This window comes from Dermacoccus abyssi (genome assembly GCF_003515945.1).
GTDB classification, from domain to species: domain Bacteria; phylum Actinomycetota; class Actinomycetes; order Actinomycetales; family Dermatophilaceae; genus Dermacoccus; species Dermacoccus abyssi.
On sequence record NZ_QWLM01000013.1, the window covers coordinates 37,390 to 51,657 of the forward strand.

At 67.9% G+C, this 14,268-nt stretch carries 18 protein-coding genes and 2 tRNA genes; 7 read left to right on the plus strand and 13 right to left on the minus strand.

Going from position 1 to position 14,268, the window contains the following annotated elements; all coding sequences use genetic code 11:
* Positions 1-55: 55 nt before the first annotated feature.
* Together orn and D1832_RS11140 are read right to left on the minus strand one after the other, a co-directional pair.
* Entirely contained in the window at positions 56-685 is a 630-nt protein-coding gene (gene orn / locus D1832_RS11135; protein WP_118914067.1) for an oligoribonuclease, read from the minus strand.
* 82 nt (positions 686-767) lie between these two features.
* Positions 768-2,363 carry a YihY/virulence factor BrkB family protein gene (locus tag D1832_RS11140; RefSeq protein WP_118914068.1) on the minus strand — a complete coding sequence of 532 codons (1,596 nt, stop codon included), beginning with the start codon at positions 2,361-2,363 and terminating at the stop codon, positions 768-770.
* Between the two features lie 210 nt (positions 2,364-2,573).
* Here D1832_RS11140 and D1832_RS11145 point away from each other — a divergent pair.
* Positions 2,574-2,646: transfer RNA gene (locus D1832_RS11145), tRNA-Lys, on the plus strand.
* Positions 2,647-2,769: 123 nt separating this feature from the next.
* Here D1832_RS11145 and D1832_RS11150 read toward each other — a convergent pair.
* Positions 2,770-3,030, minus strand: coding sequence for a DUF3618 domain-containing protein (locus D1832_RS11150; protein ID WP_047311345.1), 261 nt, complete (start codon positions 3,028-3,030; stop codon positions 2,770-2,772).
* Positions 3,031-3,117: 87 nt separating this feature from the next.
* Between D1832_RS11150 and bcp the strand changes: the two genes are divergently transcribed.
* The 5 genes from bcp (at position 3,118) to D1832_RS11175 (ending at position 5,867) form a co-directional block, all read left to right on the plus strand.
* Complete coding sequence (bcp, locus tag D1832_RS11155) at positions 3,118-3,588, plus strand: thioredoxin-dependent thiol peroxidase (RefSeq protein WP_118914070.1); 471 nt, start codon at positions 3,118-3,120, stop codon at positions 3,586-3,588.
* A gap of 65 nt (positions 3,589-3,653) precedes the next feature.
* Positions 3,654-3,735: transfer RNA gene (locus tag D1832_RS11160), tRNA-Leu, on the plus strand.
* 175 nt (positions 3,736-3,910) lie between these two features.
* Positions 3,911-4,852 (plus strand): hypothetical protein, encoded by a 942-nt coding sequence (locus D1832_RS11165; RefSeq protein ID WP_118914072.1) that lies wholly within the window; start codon positions 3,911-3,913, stop codon positions 4,850-4,852.
* Positions 4,853-4,986: 134 nt separating this feature from the next.
* Entirely contained in the window at positions 4,987-5,379 is a 393-nt protein-coding gene (locus tag D1832_RS11170; RefSeq protein WP_118914074.1) for a hypothetical protein, read from the plus strand.
* Complete coding sequence (locus D1832_RS11175) at positions 5,376-5,867, plus strand: hypothetical protein (RefSeq protein WP_118914076.1); 492 nt, start codon at positions 5,376-5,378, stop codon at positions 5,865-5,867. The genes D1832_RS11170 and D1832_RS11175 overlap by 4 nt, the downstream gene beginning before the upstream one ends.
* A 6-nt stretch (positions 5,868-5,873) precedes the next feature.
* On the opposite strand, the gene rdgB is transcribed toward D1832_RS11175, so the two are convergent.
* From rdgB to D1832_RS11210, 8 genes are all read right to left on the minus strand, one after another.
* A complete protein-coding gene (rdgB, locus tag D1832_RS11180; protein ID WP_047311341.1) occupies positions 5,874-6,482 on the minus strand; it encodes an RdgB/HAM1 family non-canonical purine NTP pyrophosphatase in 609 nt (202 codons plus the stop codon).
* On the minus strand, positions 6,479-7,240 hold the full coding sequence (rph, locus tag D1832_RS11185; RefSeq protein ID WP_118914077.1) for a ribonuclease PH: 762 nt from the start codon (positions 7,238-7,240) through the stop codon (positions 6,479-6,481). The genes rdgB and rph overlap by 4 nt, the downstream gene beginning before the upstream one ends.
* 58 nt (positions 7,241-7,298) lie before the next feature.
* On the minus strand, positions 7,299-8,330 hold the full coding sequence (locus D1832_RS11190; RefSeq protein ID WP_118914079.1) for a S66 family peptidase: 1,032 nt from the start codon (positions 8,328-8,330) through the stop codon (positions 7,299-7,301).
* Between the two features lie 52 nt (positions 8,331-8,382).
* Positions 8,383-8,559: a gamma-glutamylcyclotransferase gene (locus D1832_RS16240; protein WP_206609394.1), complete on the minus strand. Its 177-nt coding sequence runs from the start codon at positions 8,557-8,559 to the stop codon at positions 8,383-8,385.
* Between the two features lie 30 nt (positions 8,560-8,589).
* Positions 8,590-8,745: a hypothetical protein gene (locus D1832_RS15580; RefSeq protein WP_206609393.1), complete on the minus strand. Its 156-nt coding sequence runs from the start codon at positions 8,743-8,745 to the stop codon at positions 8,590-8,592.
* Positions 8,742-9,515, minus strand: coding sequence for an MBL fold metallo-hydrolase (locus D1832_RS11200; RefSeq protein ID WP_118914080.1), 774 nt, complete (start codon positions 9,513-9,515; stop codon positions 8,742-8,744). The genes D1832_RS15580 and D1832_RS11200 overlap by 4 nt, the downstream gene beginning before the upstream one ends.
* Positions 9,512-10,309, minus strand: coding sequence for a glutamate racemase (gene murI, locus D1832_RS11205; protein WP_047311336.1), 798 nt, complete (start codon positions 10,307-10,309; stop codon positions 9,512-9,514). The genes D1832_RS11200 and murI overlap by 4 nt, the downstream gene beginning before the upstream one ends.
* A 127-nt stretch (positions 10,310-10,436) precedes the next feature.
* The gene (locus tag D1832_RS11210) at positions 10,437-11,225 is read right to left on the minus strand and encodes a fumarylacetoacetate hydrolase family protein (RefSeq protein ID WP_118914082.1); all 789 of its coding nucleotides are present in this window, start codon (positions 11,223-11,225) and stop codon (positions 10,437-10,439) included.
* 78 nt (positions 11,226-11,303) lie between these two features.
* Here D1832_RS11210 and D1832_RS11215 point away from each other — a divergent pair, with 78 nt between their 5' ends.
* The gene (locus tag D1832_RS11215) at positions 11,304-12,242 is read left to right on the plus strand and encodes a 3-methyladenine DNA glycosylase (protein WP_241510985.1); all 939 of its coding nucleotides are present in this window, start codon (positions 11,304-11,306) and stop codon (positions 12,240-12,242) included.
* Positions 12,243-12,253: 11 nt separating this feature from the next.
* Here D1832_RS11215 and D1832_RS11220 read toward each other — a convergent pair whose 3' ends face one another.
* Together D1832_RS11220 and D1832_RS11225 are read right to left on the minus strand one after the other, a co-directional pair.
* Positions 12,254-13,099 carry an HAD family hydrolase gene (locus D1832_RS11220; protein WP_118914084.1) on the minus strand — a complete coding sequence of 282 codons (846 nt, stop codon included), beginning with the start codon at positions 13,097-13,099 and terminating at the stop codon, positions 12,254-12,256.
* Positions 13,100-13,104: 5 nt separating this feature from the next.
* Positions 13,105-14,199 (minus strand): branched-chain amino acid aminotransferase, encoded by a 1,095-nt coding sequence (locus tag D1832_RS11225; RefSeq protein ID WP_118914086.1) that lies wholly within the window; start codon positions 14,197-14,199, stop codon positions 13,105-13,107.
* Positions 14,200-14,268 lie beyond the last annotated feature (69 nt).

The window sequence follows — 14,268 nt, forward strand, 5'->3', positions numbered from 1 at the left end:
GCGGACGAATATACCCGACGGCGCCGCCGAACCCCTAATCGCGCGCGGCCGAAGGTCAGCCCTCGACCTGGTACTTCTTCGCGATGACCTGGGCCTCGTTGGACGACGGCCCGGGCTGCTCGACGAAGACCGCTTCACGGTAGTAGCGCAACTCCGCGATCGACTCACGGATGTCGGCGAGAGCGCGGTGACCGCCGTTCTTGGCGGGGGCGTTGAAGTACGCCCGCGGGTACCAGCGGCGCGAGAGCTCCTTGATGGAGGAGACATCGATCGTGCGGTAGTGCAGGTGGCCGGCCAGCTGGGGCATGTCGCGCTCCAGGAAGCCACGGTCGGTGCTCACGGTGTTGCCGCCGAGCGGCGCCTTTCCAGCGTCCGGAGCGTGAGTCATGACGTACTCCAGGACGAGGGCTTGGGCTTCCTCCATGCTCACCCCGTGCTCGAGTTCCTCGAGCAGACCGGACTTGGTGTGCATCTCCCGCACGAAATCGCCCATCTGCTCCAGAGCCTCCGGCTCGGGGCGAATGACGACGTCGACGCCGTCGCCGAGTTGGTTGAGTTCGAAGTCGGTGACGAGCGCGGCGACCTCGATGAGGGCGTCGTTCTCGAGGTCGAGGCCCGTCATCTCGCAGTCGATCCAGACGATGCGGTCGGTGTGGGCGCGGTCGGAGTCAGTCACGACCCACATCCTAAGCGAGCCTTCAGAATGGCCAAATGCGTGCACCCCACCCCCGTGGCGGGGTGGGGTGCACGCATTTCGAGTCGGGAGATCAGCCCCGCTTGCCCTCGAACCACCGACGACGGCGGTCTTCACGCTCGGCGCTCACGGCACGGAACTCACGCGTGTTCGAGTGGTCGTAGCGAGCACGGTTGCTCTCGACCTCAGCCCACTTCTCCTCCAGCGGACGCTCCGCCTCCGCCTTCTTGGCCTCCTTGAGGCGCTCGGCCTCGACCTTCTTCTGCTCGGCCTTGACCTTCGCCTCCTGCGCGGCGAGACGCTCCCGCACGGCGCGCTTGTGCTGGCCCTCGGCGAGCGCACGGCGACGGCGCTGCTCACGGTCGGCGGCCACCTCGGCACGTTCGTGCTCGGCCTGCGCCGCGGCGTCGCGGCTCGGCTTGGCGTCGGCTCGACGCTGAGCCTTGGTGACGGTGGCGTCGTCGCTGAGGTCCGGCGCCTCGTCCTTCGTCGCGGCAGCGATCTTGGGCGCGCCCTCGAGCGTGCGGGTCGACGGCGTGACCGGCTGCTTCTCCGGGGAGCTGTTCTGCGCAGCGGTGGTGCGCTCGTTCGAACGCTCTGCCGGCACGACCGGCATCATGTTCTCGACCGCTTCATCCGGGACGCCCGAGTCGACGCGCAGTTGGTGCGCCGCCTCCACGAGGTCGTCGTACTTCTCGGCCTTCTTGTCGATGCCACTCTCGTCGCGCACGGGCAGGAGGATGAGTTCCTCGGCCGGGTAGCCCGTCTTGAGCTGACGGGTACGCAACGTCTCGGCGTCGAACTCGGCGCCGAACAGCATCGCGAGGTTCGTGATCCAAAGCCACAGCAGCACCATGATCGCCGTGGCGAGCTGGCCGTACTTGCCGTAGTTGCCCATGTTGGACACGTACCAGGCGAACGCCGCGGAGCCGATGACCCACACGAAGAACGCCAGCACGGCGCCAGGGTTCAAGACGCCCTGCTTGAAGGGGCGTCGCACGTTCGGCGTGGCCCAGAACATGAGGCCGATGATGAACATCACGATGAGGACGACGAAGGGCCACTTCGCGATGTCCCAGACCATGACGGCGGTGTCGCCGAGTCCGATCAGCGACCCCACTTCCTTCGCCACCGGGCCGGTCATGACGAGCGCCATCGCGGCGATGACGAGCAGGATGACCTGGATGATCGTCACGAGGTACAGCCACAGGCGCAGCTTGAAGACGGGACGGCCTTCCGCGACGTCGTAGATGCGGTTCTGCATGCGGGCGAAGGCCCCTACGTATCCGGAGGCCGACCAGAGCGAGAGCAGGATGCCGAAGAAGAACGCGAAGCCGGCGCCACCACTCGTCTGCAGGCCGTCGATGAAGTTGCGGATGCCGCCGAGTTCGCTCTCGTCCGTGCCGGCGATGGCGGCAATCGACGTGATGACGCTGTTCGTCGTCTTCTTGCCGTCGCCGAACAGCCCGAGCAGCGAGAGGCCGGCGATCATCGCGGGCACCATGGCCTGGATGGAGTAGTAGGTGAGCGCGGCGGCGAGGTCGGTGCACTGATCCTGCGAGAACTTCGCCAGGGTGCGCTTGAAGGCCACCTTGTAGTCGGGCTTGGCGTCGAGCACGGGCGGTTCGCCGTACGGACGCTCGACCCCGGTGTCAGGTAGGTCGGTCATGTTGTTCGTCTCCGAGATCTCGATGATCGAAAAGGTTCTCGCCAGAATCTATCGTCTGACGCCACCTGTGCAGTGCGCCCGTAGAGGTGAAGACCCCCGATGACCCGCGGCGCCCACCCCTCGGGAGGTGGGGTCGAACCGGCCCACGCCCCCTCTGCGGAAACCGATTTGGCCACCAGACGGCCCTGAGGTAGGTTTTCTCCTTGTTGCGCGCCAATAGCTCAATTGGCAGAGCAGCTGACTCTTAATCAGCGGGTTCGGGGTTCGAGTCCCTGTTGGCGCACCGAAGAAAGGCCCACCGGCAACGGTGGGCCTTTCGCTTTGCCCTCAGGCGGCCCCTCAGCGCGCATGACGAAGGCCCGGTCTTCCCACGTGGGAAGACCGGGCCTTCGTCATGCGATACGAATCAGGAACGCAGACGCTTCGCGAGGCCGACGAGAAGCATGAACGCGCCGACGCCACCGAGACCCATCGCGACGCGGTCCTGACGCAGGTCGCCGTCGGCGGTGCGCGTGGCGTCCGTCAGAGCGAGACGAGCGCTCTCCGTCTGACGCTTCGCGATCTCCTTGGGCTGGGCGCGGAAGGCCAGCTCGTCGATCGTGCCGGCGAGACGCGAACGCGACGCGGCCAGCTCGGCCTCGATCTGCTTGGCGGTCTTGGGTGCCATGGTGTGGATCTCCTTGCCACGTGAGGAAAACTAGGCTCTTGACCCACAGGTTAACGCACCGCGGCATCTTCACCGGAAGGACTTCCCATGACCCGCCTCGAGACCGGCACCCCTGCACCGTCGTTCACGCTCACGAGTGACAAGGGTGAAACCGTCAGCCTCGGCGACTTCTCCGGTCGCAAGCTCATCATCTTCTTCTACCCGGCCGCCATGACGCCGGGGTGCACGAAGGAAGCCTGCGACTTCCGTGACTCTCTCGAGCCGCTGCGCGCTGCTGGCTACGACATCGTCGGGATCAGCCCCGACTCCCCCGCCAAGCTGGCCCAGTTCGTGACGAAGGAATCGCTCACGTACCCGCTGCTCTCCGACGAGTCGAAGGAGACACTCGAGGCGTACGGCGCCTACGGCGAGAAGAAGCTGTACGGCAAGACCGTCGTCGGCGTCATCCGCTCGACGTTCGTCATCGACGAGGAGGGCAAGATCGAGGTGGCTCGGTACAACGTCAAAGCAACGGGCCACGTCGCCTCGTTGAAGAAGGCTCTCGGCCTCTCCGAGTGAGATGACCAACGAGCGGTGGCGGCCCCGGCGACGGTCACCACCGCTCGCGTACACTCGTGCGCGCTGCGCCTGTGGCGGAATTGGCAGACGCGCCAGATTTAGGTTCTGGTGTCTTAGGACGTGGGAGTTCAAGTCTCCCCAGGCGCACTCTCCCCAGCCCGTGCGAGGCAGCGTTGCCGCGCCCACACGTGGCTCGTCACAATCGAGATCGCACCGAGACCGAACATCCATGGAACCTTCGGGATGTCGGCCCTAAGGTGAGTCACCGGCCCGTGCTCGAGTCCGGCACGCGCGGGCGTCACCCGCAGTCGAGGGAGACGACGTGCGCCGTTCGCTCACCGCCTTCGCCACCACGTTCGCCTGTGTGGGCCTCGTGACCGGGTGCTCGGACGCCCAGGTCTTCAGTGCCTCGTCGACGAGCCGCATGCTCAAGCCGACCGCTACCGAAGACGTCTCCGTCGACGGCATGGATCCCACCGGCGAAGAGCCGAGTGTGGAGGACACCGACCACTCGATCGAGTGGACCGACATCCCTGGCGAAATCTGGGTGCGCGAGGCCGACTACTCCGGAGGGCAGTATTCCTTGACCGTCCTGTCGATGCCGGGCACTGAATTCGCCATCGCCGGCACCTGGTCCGACGACGGCAACACCCTGGTGATCTATCCGTGCGCGGTGCAACGTCGAGTTCGCCTCTCGGCGAAGGTGCCCGGTGCAATTGCAGGGGTGAACACCCGATACAGCGTCACCTGTCAGACCGACGCCGCACTTCGAGCCCCCTCCCTCGCAGGGTCGTGGACGCGGAGCGAAACGTCGGGCGGCGGCAGCGAAGCCGTGTTCGCTCTGGGTGGCCCCTCCGCGCAAGGGCGACCCCCGACCACGGAAACCGCACAAACCATCACCGACGTGACGATGCCGCCCACCGTCGTCTCCACCTCGCGGACCGCGAAGACACTCGTCGTTCGTGCCTGGGCTCCTGCCGGTGCAACCCTGAGCGTCGACCCGGCGCAGCCCGAGGCGAGCGCGCCTCAGGAGGGAACCTGCACGTCGAAACGCCTCGGACCTTCCCGAAAGCGCGCCGGGGCTCAGGAGAACCTCTACGAGATCGAGTGCTCCGCCGGGTACACACGCCTCGACCTCACCCTGGCGGCGATGAGAACCAGGGCCAAGGTCGGGGAGCCTCCGAGCTACGAAGCCGCCCAGGTATCGCTGCCACCCGCCAAGGAAGGGAAGTCGACCGCTTCCTCGACGGCGTCGACGCGATAGGCCGGTCGTCGCGGGTGGACGGGCGCCGTCGCTGACAGGACCTTCCGAACGTGCCTACGCTGAGCGCATCGAGGCACCACGGTCACGCTCGAACCGTCGGCCCCTCGGGTGACACTTCGGCAGACGGGGCGCGTATGACGTGGTCAGGGCACACGAAGCGCACGTTCCCGCGCACGGGAGTCTTCCTCGCCGCACTTGTCGGGCTCGTCGGCCTCGTGCCCCTTGTGGGCTGCACCTCTGCACCGAGCTTCCCCCGTTCGTCATCCAGCACCACTCGCATGGTCGTCCCGAGCGAGGTACCGCGGTTGGACGAGGGCTTCCTCGAGCGCCCCGTCGCCGAACCGCGGACTCGCGCCGATCGTCGCACCGAATTGTGGGTGCGGAGCGTGCACCTCACATCACGCGGCCGCGCCCACACGGTCACCGTCGCATCCGCTGCGAACGGATCGTTCTCCCTCACGGACGGGCGGCCGACGACAGCGACCACTCCCTTCGACCCGCCGGGCGACCATCCTGCCGGATCATGAGCGAACGTCCTCTCGCGGCTCCTGTCCGGGGTGCCGCCTCGACGACCGACACCCTCTACGTCCTGCACTGTGCCGGTGGCGCGATGAACCTGCCCATCCTCACCGGAACGTGGACTCAGGCGGTCGTCGGAATCGGTGGCCCTGAGGCACAGGGACAGCCCACGCCCGCAGCAGGACCCGATTCGACCACCCGTCCGACGATCGAAGTTGTCACGGCCACGCACCAAGGCAACCGCGCCACACTCGTCGTGCGAGCCACGGAGGGATCGGTGCTCACACTCTCGAGCTACGCGACGCGCTGCACGACGCGCCTTTCTGGCCCGGCTCAGAAGGCTCCGGGGTCCGACATCCGCACCCTGCAGTACCGAATGGACTGCATGAAGGTCACCGGACTGGCCAACGCCCAGGTGATGGCCACACGGACCACCGGCGTACCCGGCGCCGAGCCCCGTGTCGACGCCGCCTTCGCGCCCGTTCCGAACCGGTGACGGCCGTCAGCCCAGCGCTGCCACTGCCGGAAGGATGGAACGGAACGCCACGCCGCGGTGACTGATGGCCGCCTTCTCCTCGGGGCTGTGCTCGGCCATGGTCCGCCCGCTGGGCAACTCGAAGATCGGGTCGTACCCGAAACCGCCCTCACCGCGACGATCACGCGTGAGGCGTCCCTCGACGGCGCCGTCGGCCACCTGCGTCGCCTGACCGGGCACAGCGAGCGCAACGACGCAGTGGAAGCGCGCGGTCAGCCTCTCGAGGGGCACGTCGCCGGTCTGTGCGAGCAGGAGCTCCAGGTTCGCTTCGTCGTCGCCGTGGCGTCCGGCCCAGCGCGCCGAGAACACCCCGGGTGAGCCGCCGAGCACATCGACGGAGAGCCCGGAGTCATCGGCGAGCGCCGGCAGCCCCGTGGCTCGACTGACGTCGTCGGCCTTGAGACGAGCGTTCTCCTCGAAGGTGACGCCGCTCTCCACGGTGTCCACGAGATCCGGAAACTCACTCACGCCGACGACGTCGATGGCCAGGCGGGCGTCGTCGAGCAGGTGCTGGAACTCGGCGATCTTGCCGACGTTGCGCGTCGCGAGAACGATGCGCGTGCGCTCCCCCGTCACTGGATGCGCTCCCGCGCGTCGGCCTCGAGGGCTTCGCTCTGCTTCTGTGTGAGCGTCGTGATGCCACCCGCCGCGAGGTCGAGGAGCGCGTTCAGCTCGTCACGGCTGAACGGTGCGCCCTCGGCAGTTCCCTGCACCTCGACGATGCCGCCCGAACCCGTCATGACGACGTTCATGTCCGTCTCGGCCGTCGAGTCCTCTGGGTAGTCGAGGTCGAGGACGGGGCGCCCTTCGACGATGCCGACGCTGATGGCCGCGACCGAGTCGGTGAGCGGCTTCGCGGAGCTCTTGATGAGACCGCGCTCCTGCGCGTCGCGAATGGCGTCCGCGAGCGCCACGTAAGCACCCGTGATCGACGCGGTACGGGTACCGCCGTCCGCCTGGAGCACGTCGCAGTCGATGACGATGGTGTTCTCGCCCAGGGCCTTCGTGTCGATGACGGCGCGCAGGCTTCTGCCGATGAGGCGCGAGATCTCGTGCGTGCGCCCGCCGACCTTGCCCTTGCGGGCCTCACGGTCGCTGCGCGTGTTCGTCGAGCGCGGCAGCATCTCGTACTCACTCGTCACCCAGCCGGTGCCCTGGCCCTTGAGCCAGCGCGGCACGCCCTCGGTGAACGAGGCGGCGCACAGCACGCGCGTGCGACCGAAATCGACGAGGCAGCTGCCTTCGGCGTGGTCGAGCCAGTTGCGGGTGATGCGCACCTCGCGCAGCTGGTCGGGGGTACGTCCGTCGTGGCGGGGTGAGCTGGCGTCAGTCATGGGCACCACCCTATCGAGAGGACGCGAAGCTGCCGACGCCCTCGACGGGCGGACGGGGTCAGACGAAGCTCTGCCGGATCTCGTGACGCGGGCCGTCCATCGTCACGCGGGCGAGTGCTCCGTTGACGAGGACGTTCCCGGGCGGCACGTGGCCGAAGTCGACGTCACGCACGACGGGAACGTCCAGCTGTCCCAGGGCGTCCTCCACGGCGTCGTCCTGAGTGAAGTCGCCACTCGTCTTCGCTCCCGTTCGGCCGAGCAGCACGGCACGAGCGCCGTCGAACCAGCCCGCCAGCCGCAGGCCGTGCAGCATGCGTGCCGCGTCGAGAGCGGGGGCCTCGCAGTTCTCGAGGTAGACGATCGTGCCTTCCGGGCACCGCTCGGCGAACCGTGGCACGTCGCCGAACGGCGAGCCGGCCAGGTGACACACGACGTCGAGGCACCCGCCGATGAGCCTTCCCGTGACGTCGAGGCTTCCGCCGTCATAGCGCCAGCTCGCGGGTTCGCTCAGGTCGACGCGGGTGACGGCGGGCAGCCTCGACCAGTCGTCCCAACCACCGCGACGGCGCACACCCGGGTCCTGCTGCACGAACTCCTCGCCGCGCTCGCGTGCGACGACATCGAGCCAGTGCGCCGTTCCGCGCGGCAGGTCGTAGGGCGTGTCCATGAGGTTCTGGCCGTGGAGGGTCGCCACGCCCGAACGGAGCGTCAGCGGCAGGAGAAGCGTCGAGATGTCGCTCCACCCGACCACCCAGGTGGGGTCGGCTGCGAGCGCGTCGGCGTCGAGCAGATCGACGATGTCGATGGCTGTCTCCCCACCCCACGGTGGCACGACGGCGCGCACCGACGGATCGCGCACGAAGGCGTTGAACTCGTCCGCGCGATCCTGCGCGGACGCACTCACGACGCCCTCGCCGCGCAGACAGTCCCCTTCGACGACACGGTAGCCACGGTCACGAAGCCACCCGATGACGAAGTCGAGGCGCCCCTCGTGTTCGGGGCGCACGGGCGCGGACGATGCCGTCACCGCGATGGTGTCGCCGGGACGCAGGGGCCGCGGATAGGTGATGCCGGAAGGGGAACCGTTCATGCTTTCACCCTGTCAGAGGGGGCGGGCGCGGTCACCCGACTTTCCGGTCGGCTCAGAGGCCGGACAACTCGTAGACGTACGCCTCGACAACGCGCCCCTCGGCGCGTACCTCGACGACGACGCGGCGATACCGCGGCCCCTCGAAGTGATCGAGGCGCGGCCAGTGGCGCGGCAGCTCGGCCGACTCGAACAGGACACAGTTGACGTCGTCGGCGTCGTCGAGCGTCAGCCCCGGGTATCCGAACGCTGCGCCCCGGCCTCAGTCGACGCGCGTGCCGCGAACAACGGCGGGCGTCCATCTGCCGGGGATATCCGCCATGACGTGCTCGTTCGGCTCACCGGGCGCGAGCGTCCCGTAGACGACGAGGCGGTGTTCGACGTCGAGTTCCTCTGGCGTCGCGGACGAACTCGTCATGCACGCAGCTCGTAGCGCTGGCCCGCGCGAGCAACCTCGACCTCGCCCGCCCAGACGGTCTTGGCGTCGCGCACACAGTCCTCCACGGGCGTCCAGGCCGGAATGTGCGTGAGCACGAGTCGCTTCGCTCCGGCGTCCTGGGCGGCCTTCGCAGCGCGTGACCCGGTGAGGTGGACGTCCTTGAGGTCGTCGTCGCGTCCGTCGACGAAGGCGGAGTCCGTGAGCACGAGGTCGGCGTCGCGCTCGAGGTCGACGAGGGCGTCACACGCGTCGGTGTCGCCGGTGTAGGCGAGCACGGCTCCGTCGGCTTCGACGCGCAGGCCGTAGGCCTCGACGGGGTGGTTGACGAGGAACGGGGTGATGTTCAGCGGTCCGACCGAGAACGTGGCGCGGTCGGCGAGATCGACGAACTCGTACGCGCCCGAGAGGTCCTCGTACTTGTCCACCATGTAGGCGCGCGTGATGCGCTCCTCGGCGCCGGGCGGTGCGAACACGGGCAGACGCGAGCCGAAGCGGCCGTGCGGGTCGTAGTTGCGCACGACGAAGTAACTACACAGGTCGAGGCAGTGATCGGGGTGCAGATGGGAGATGACGACGGCATCGATGTCATCGACCTCGCGGTAGTTCTGCAAGGCGCCGAGCGAACCGTTGCCGAAGTCGAGCAACACCGACCAGGTACGGCCCTCGCTCTCGGCCTCGACGAGGTAGCAGGACGCGGGGGAATCGGGGCCCGGGAACGAACCCGAGCAGCCGACGACGGTCAGCTTCACAGCACCGCCCCGTGCGTCACGGCGCTCACCTCGGGGCCGAGGAAGCGTCGGGCGAGATTTTCGAAGACCTGCGGATCGCCCGTCGTCGTCCACTGGTGCTGCGGCGGAGTGTCGTCCTCACGCAACTGACCGATGTCGGCCAGCACGCGGTAGACGTCCTTCGCCGTCTCCTCGGCGGAGGAGACGAGCGTGACCGTCGAGCCCATGACGTAGCTGATGACACCGGTGAGCAGCGGGTAGTGGGTGCAACCGAGGATGAGGGTGTCGACGCCCTGGTCGACGAGACCGTCGAGGTACTTGTGCGCCACGGTGAGGAGTTCGGGCCCGGACGTCGTGCCGGCCTCGACGAACTCGACGAAGCGCGGGCAGGGAACGCTGGCAACGTTCACCTGCGGTGCCGCGGCGAAACTGTCGACGTAGGCCGCGCTCTGGTGAGTGGCCTGTGTCGAGATGACGCCGACGCGGTTGTTGCGCGTCGCAGCGGCGGCGCGGCGGGTGGCGGGGCGGATCACCTCGACCACGGGAACGTCGTAGCGTTCGCGGGCGTCGTGCAGGACGGCGGCGCTCGCCGAATTACACGCGATGACGAGGGCCTTGACGCCCTGCTCGACGAGCGAGTCGAGGCACTCGAGCGCGTACTGGCGAACCTCGGCGATGGGACGCGGACCGTAGGGCGCCCGGGCGGTGTCACCCAGGTAGATGATCTTCTCGTGCGGCAGCTGGTCGAGCACCGCGCGGGCCACCGTGAGGCCGCCGTAGCCGGAGTCGAAGATGCCGATCGGTGCGTCATTCACGTCTTTCAGCGTAAGTCCAGAACGAGCGCCCAGCGAAAACCCAGGCATGTGACAACACTCATGTTCGCCGCCATAGCGCCGGACTTTCCTCCGTCACAGGCGGATTCGCGCCCGGCCAGCGGTTTCGTCAGGCTTCTTCCGACTCCTCGAGCGCGACGTAGGTGTTGGCCAGGACACCGATCTCCGGCACCTCGACCTCGACGCGCTGACCGGCCTTGACCGGACCGACACCCTCCGGCGTTCCGGTGAGGATGACGTCACCGGGCAGGAGGGTGAACGCGCGGCTCGCGTGCGAGATGAGTTCGGCGACGCCGAAGATCATGTCGGAGGTGGGGCCGTCCTGCACGACCTCGCCGTCGAGGCGGGTGGTGACTCGGCTGTCGGCCGGGTCGAGGTCGGTCTCGATCCACGGGCCGAGCGGGCAGAAGGTATCGAAGCCCTTGGCCCGTGACCACTGACCGTCGCTCTTCTGCAGGTCGCGCGCGGTGACGTCGTTGCTGATCGTGTAGCCGAGAACGACCTTCTTCGCCTCCTCGGGCGAGACGTCCTTGCACATCCGGCCGATGACGACGGCAAGTTCGCCCTCGTAGTCGACGCGCTCGCTGATCTCCGGCATGACGACGGGGTCACCCGGGCCGATGACGGCGGTGTTCGGGATGAGGAACATGAGGGGCTCGGCGGGCACCTCGTTGCCCATTTCCTTGGCGTGGTCGGCGTAGTTGCGGCCGATGCCGATGATCTTGCTGCGCGGGATGACCGGTGCGAGCAGGCGAACGTCCTCGACCTGGTGCACCGTGCCGGTCAGCTCGATCTTCGTGTAGAGCGGATCTCCGGTGATCTCGGCGATCTTCTCGCCGGCCCCGTCGACCAGACCGAACATCGGGTCGTCGCCCGTGGTGAACCTCGCGATACGCATGGAGTCATCCTATCGACGCGGCGCCGGTTGCCCACGTCCGCCGTAGTCGCGCAACGGCGGCGTCCCTACGATGGTCCGGTGCAGGACTCAGCCACCACCCGCTCCACGCAAGTGGACTCCCAGGACGTGAGAGCTGTTCTCACCCCGGACGAATGGAGCGCCTCCGAAGCGGCCCACGTCGCGCGCGTCGAACCGCACATCGCCCCTCACCTGGGACGCCGCAAGGAGAACCGCAAACACCCGGTCGAGGACTTCCTCTTCGTCTACTACTCGTACTCCCCAGGCAAGCTGCGCCGCTGGCATCCCGGCGCCGGCGTTGCGCTCCTCGTCGACGACGCAGGACGCACCCCGATCACGGACGGCAAGTACACACGTCGTGTCGACCTGGCGAACGGCCCCGCCGAGACTCTCGACGTCGGTGCTTTCTCGCAGGCGCGCGACCGCACCATCGCGTTCGTCCGCTCACTGTTGACGGCCACCCTCGACCGCCCTGCGCACCTCGGCTGCTTCGGCATGCACGAGTGGGCGATGGTCTACAAGCTGCAGCCCGGCGAGCAGCGTCACGAACAGCTCCCCCTGCGTCTGAGCCAGGCCGCGACCGACGCTGTCGTCGACGCCGCCGACATCCGCTGCACCCATTTCGACGCCTACCGCTTCTTCACGCCGGACGCCGTGGACCTCAACCGCGAGCACCCCACCCGCGAACGTCAGGTCGACTTCGAACAGCCCGCCTGTCTGCACGCCGGCATGGACGTCTACAAGTGGGCGCACAAGCTGTGGCCGCTCGTGCCGAGCGAACTCGTCGTCGATGCCTTCGAGTTGGCCAAGGAGATCCGCGCCCTCGACATGGAGGCGAGCCCGTACGACGTGCGCGACCTCGGCTATGGCGTCGTGCCGATCGAAACCCCTCGCGGTCGAGCCGAATACGTGCGTCGCCAAAGGGAGTTCGCCGACAGGTCACAAGCTCTGCGTCGTCGCTTGCGCGAAGCCCTTCCCAGCGACCGCGCCCAAGCCTGATCTCGCGTCACTCAGAGAAGGCGGCGGGCGGGGTACTCGGCCACGCCGTCCTCGTCGTTCGCAGCGCACCTGTCGTCGGCGGCCGCGAGCACGTCCTCGTGCGCGTTGGCCACGGCCACGCCGCGGCTCGCCCAGTCGAGCATCGGTAGGTCGTTGGGCATGTCGCCGAACGCCCAGACCGCCTCACGACCGATGCCGCGCTCGAGGCACCACGCCTCCAACCGGACGGCCTTCGTCACCCCGGGCGCCGAGATTTCTGCAAGCCCGCCCGCACCGGAGTAGGCCAGCACGCCACGCTCCCCCAGACACTGCGTGACGTCGGCGACGAACGCGTCGTCGCTCCAGGCCTCGTCGCGAATGAGGATCTTGCCGACGACGAGGTCGTCGGGCAGTTCCGCGAGCTCGCAGTCGGTGACGTCACCAACGGCTGTGTCATGGCCGGGCTCACCGACGTGCTGATCGGGATAGGCGCGCGTGCGATACATGCCCCGGTCGGTCTCCACGGCAGCACCCGCGTTCGGGAACTCCCGCAACAGATCACCGACGAGGCCGCGCGCCACGCCCGGTTCGAAGCCGTGCGACTCGAGCACGACGCGATCGGCGACGTCGTAGACGAAGGCGCCGTTACCACAGATCGCGACGCTGTGCGCGTCACGCGTACCGCCGACGATGTCGCTCAGGTGATGGAGCCATCGCGGCGGGCGCGCGGTGACGACGACCGTCTCCACGCCCGCACCCGCGAGCGCCGACCACACCTCGCCGGTGCGCGCGCTGACGGAGCCGTCGCTGCGCAGCAACGTTCCGTCGAGATCGCTCGCGACGAGATGCGGTCGCTCGTCGTCGTGTGAACTTGCCATGCCGATCAGGCCAGGCGCGTCATCCAGCCGCGCTTGTCCTCGACCTTGCCCTTCTGGATGGCGAGCAACGCCTCACGGATCTTCGTGGCCATCGGGCCGGCTTCGCCCTCGGGGCCGGACGTCACCTCACCGTCGGCCCACACGAGGCGACCGACCGGCGTGACGACGGCCGCGGTGCCGCAGGCGAAGATCTCGGTGATCGTGCCGTCGTTGCAGCCGTCGATCCACTCGTCGATCTTGATGCGACGCTCGATCGGCTTGAGGCCGAGGTCGGTGGCGAGTTCGAGGATGGAGTCACGCGTGACGCCCTCGAGGATGGTGCCCGTGAGCGCCGGCGTGATGAGTTCGCCGTCCTTCGTCACGAGGAAGAGGTTCATGCCGCCGAGCTCTTCGATGTAGGTGCCCTCGACCGAGTCGAGGAAGACGCTCTGGTCGCAGCCGCGCTCGTTCGCCTCGATCTGCGCCGCGAGGGAGCTGGCGTAGTTGCCACCGCACTTGGCAGCACCGGTGCCGCCGACGCCGGCGCGCGCGTAGTCACGCGAGAGCCACAGCGACACGGGCTTCACGCCGCCCTTGAAGTACGCACCGGCCGGCGAAGCGATGACCGAGTAGGTCACCTGCTTGCTCGGACGAACCCCGAGGAAGGCCTCGGACGCGAACATGAACGGACGCAGGTAGAGGCTCGCTTCGCCGTCCTCGAACGCGGGCACCCACGACTCGTCAGCCGCGACGATGGCCTTGAGCGACTCGACGAAGTCGGCCTCGTCGATCTTCGGCAGCGCGAGACGGTCGGCGCTGCGGTTGAAACGCTGAGCGTTCTTCTCGGGGCGGAAGGTCCAGACCGAACCGTCCTCGTGGCGGTAGGCCTTCATGCCCTCGAAGATCTCCTGCGCGTAGTGCAGAACAGCCGCGGCCGGGTCGATCTGGAAGGGGCCGTACTCCTTGACCTTGCCATCCCCCCAGCCCGACTCCTCACGCCACGTCGCGACGACCATGTGGTCGGTGAAGGACTGCCCGAAACCCGGGTTGCCCAGGATCTCGGCCCGCTCCGCGTCAGCGCGCGGGCTCGGGTTGGGCGTCATCGAAAAGGTCAGGGCCATGGCTCCTCCAGAGAAAGTGGTCCGGGTCACTGCGGATCAGGATATCGCCGCACGGGAGGTGTGCGGACA

Bases quoted from the DNA above. Each gene is read 5' to 3' on its own strand.
- orn (WP_118914067.1), bottom strand. From the start codon at position 685: ATGTGGGTCGTGACTGACTCCGACCGCGCCCACACCGACCGCATCGTC.
- D1832_RS11140 (WP_118914068.1), bottom strand. From the start codon at position 2,363: ATGACCGACCTACCTGACACCGGGGTCGAGCGTCCGTACGGCGAACCG.
- D1832_RS11150 (WP_047311345.1), bottom strand. From the start codon at position 3,030: ATGGCACCCAAGACCGCCAAGCAGATCGAGGCCGAGCTGGCCGCGTCG.
- bcp (WP_118914070.1), top strand. From the start codon at position 3,118: ATGACCCGCCTCGAGACCGGCACCCCTGCACCGTCGTTCACGCTCACG.
- D1832_RS11170 (WP_118914074.1), top strand. From the start codon at position 4,987: ATGACGTGGTCAGGGCACACGAAGCGCACGTTCCCGCGCACGGGAGTC.
- D1832_RS11175 (WP_118914076.1), top strand. From the start codon at position 5,376: ATGAGCGAACGTCCTCTCGCGGCTCCTGTCCGGGGTGCCGCCTCGACG.
- rph (WP_118914077.1), bottom strand. From the start codon at position 7,240: ATGACTGACGCCAGCTCACCCCGCCACGACGGACGTACCCCCGACCAG.
- D1832_RS11190 (WP_118914079.1), bottom strand. From the start codon at position 8,330: ATGAACGGTTCCCCTTCCGGCATCACCTATCCGCGGCCCCTGCGTCCC.
- D1832_RS15580 (WP_206609393.1), bottom strand. From the start codon at position 8,745: ATGACGAGTTCGTCCGCGACGCCAGAGGAACTCGACGTCGAACACCGC.
- D1832_RS11210 (WP_118914082.1), bottom strand. From the start codon at position 11,225: ATGCGTATCGCGAGGTTCACCACGGGCGACGACCCGATGTTCGGTCTG.
- D1832_RS11220 (WP_118914084.1), bottom strand. From the start codon at position 13,099: ATGGCAAGTTCACACGACGACGAGCGACCGCATCTCGTCGCGAGCGAT.
- D1832_RS11225 (WP_118914086.1), bottom strand. From the start codon at position 14,199: ATGGCCCTGACCTTTTCGATGACGCCCAACCCGAGCCCGCGCGCTGAC.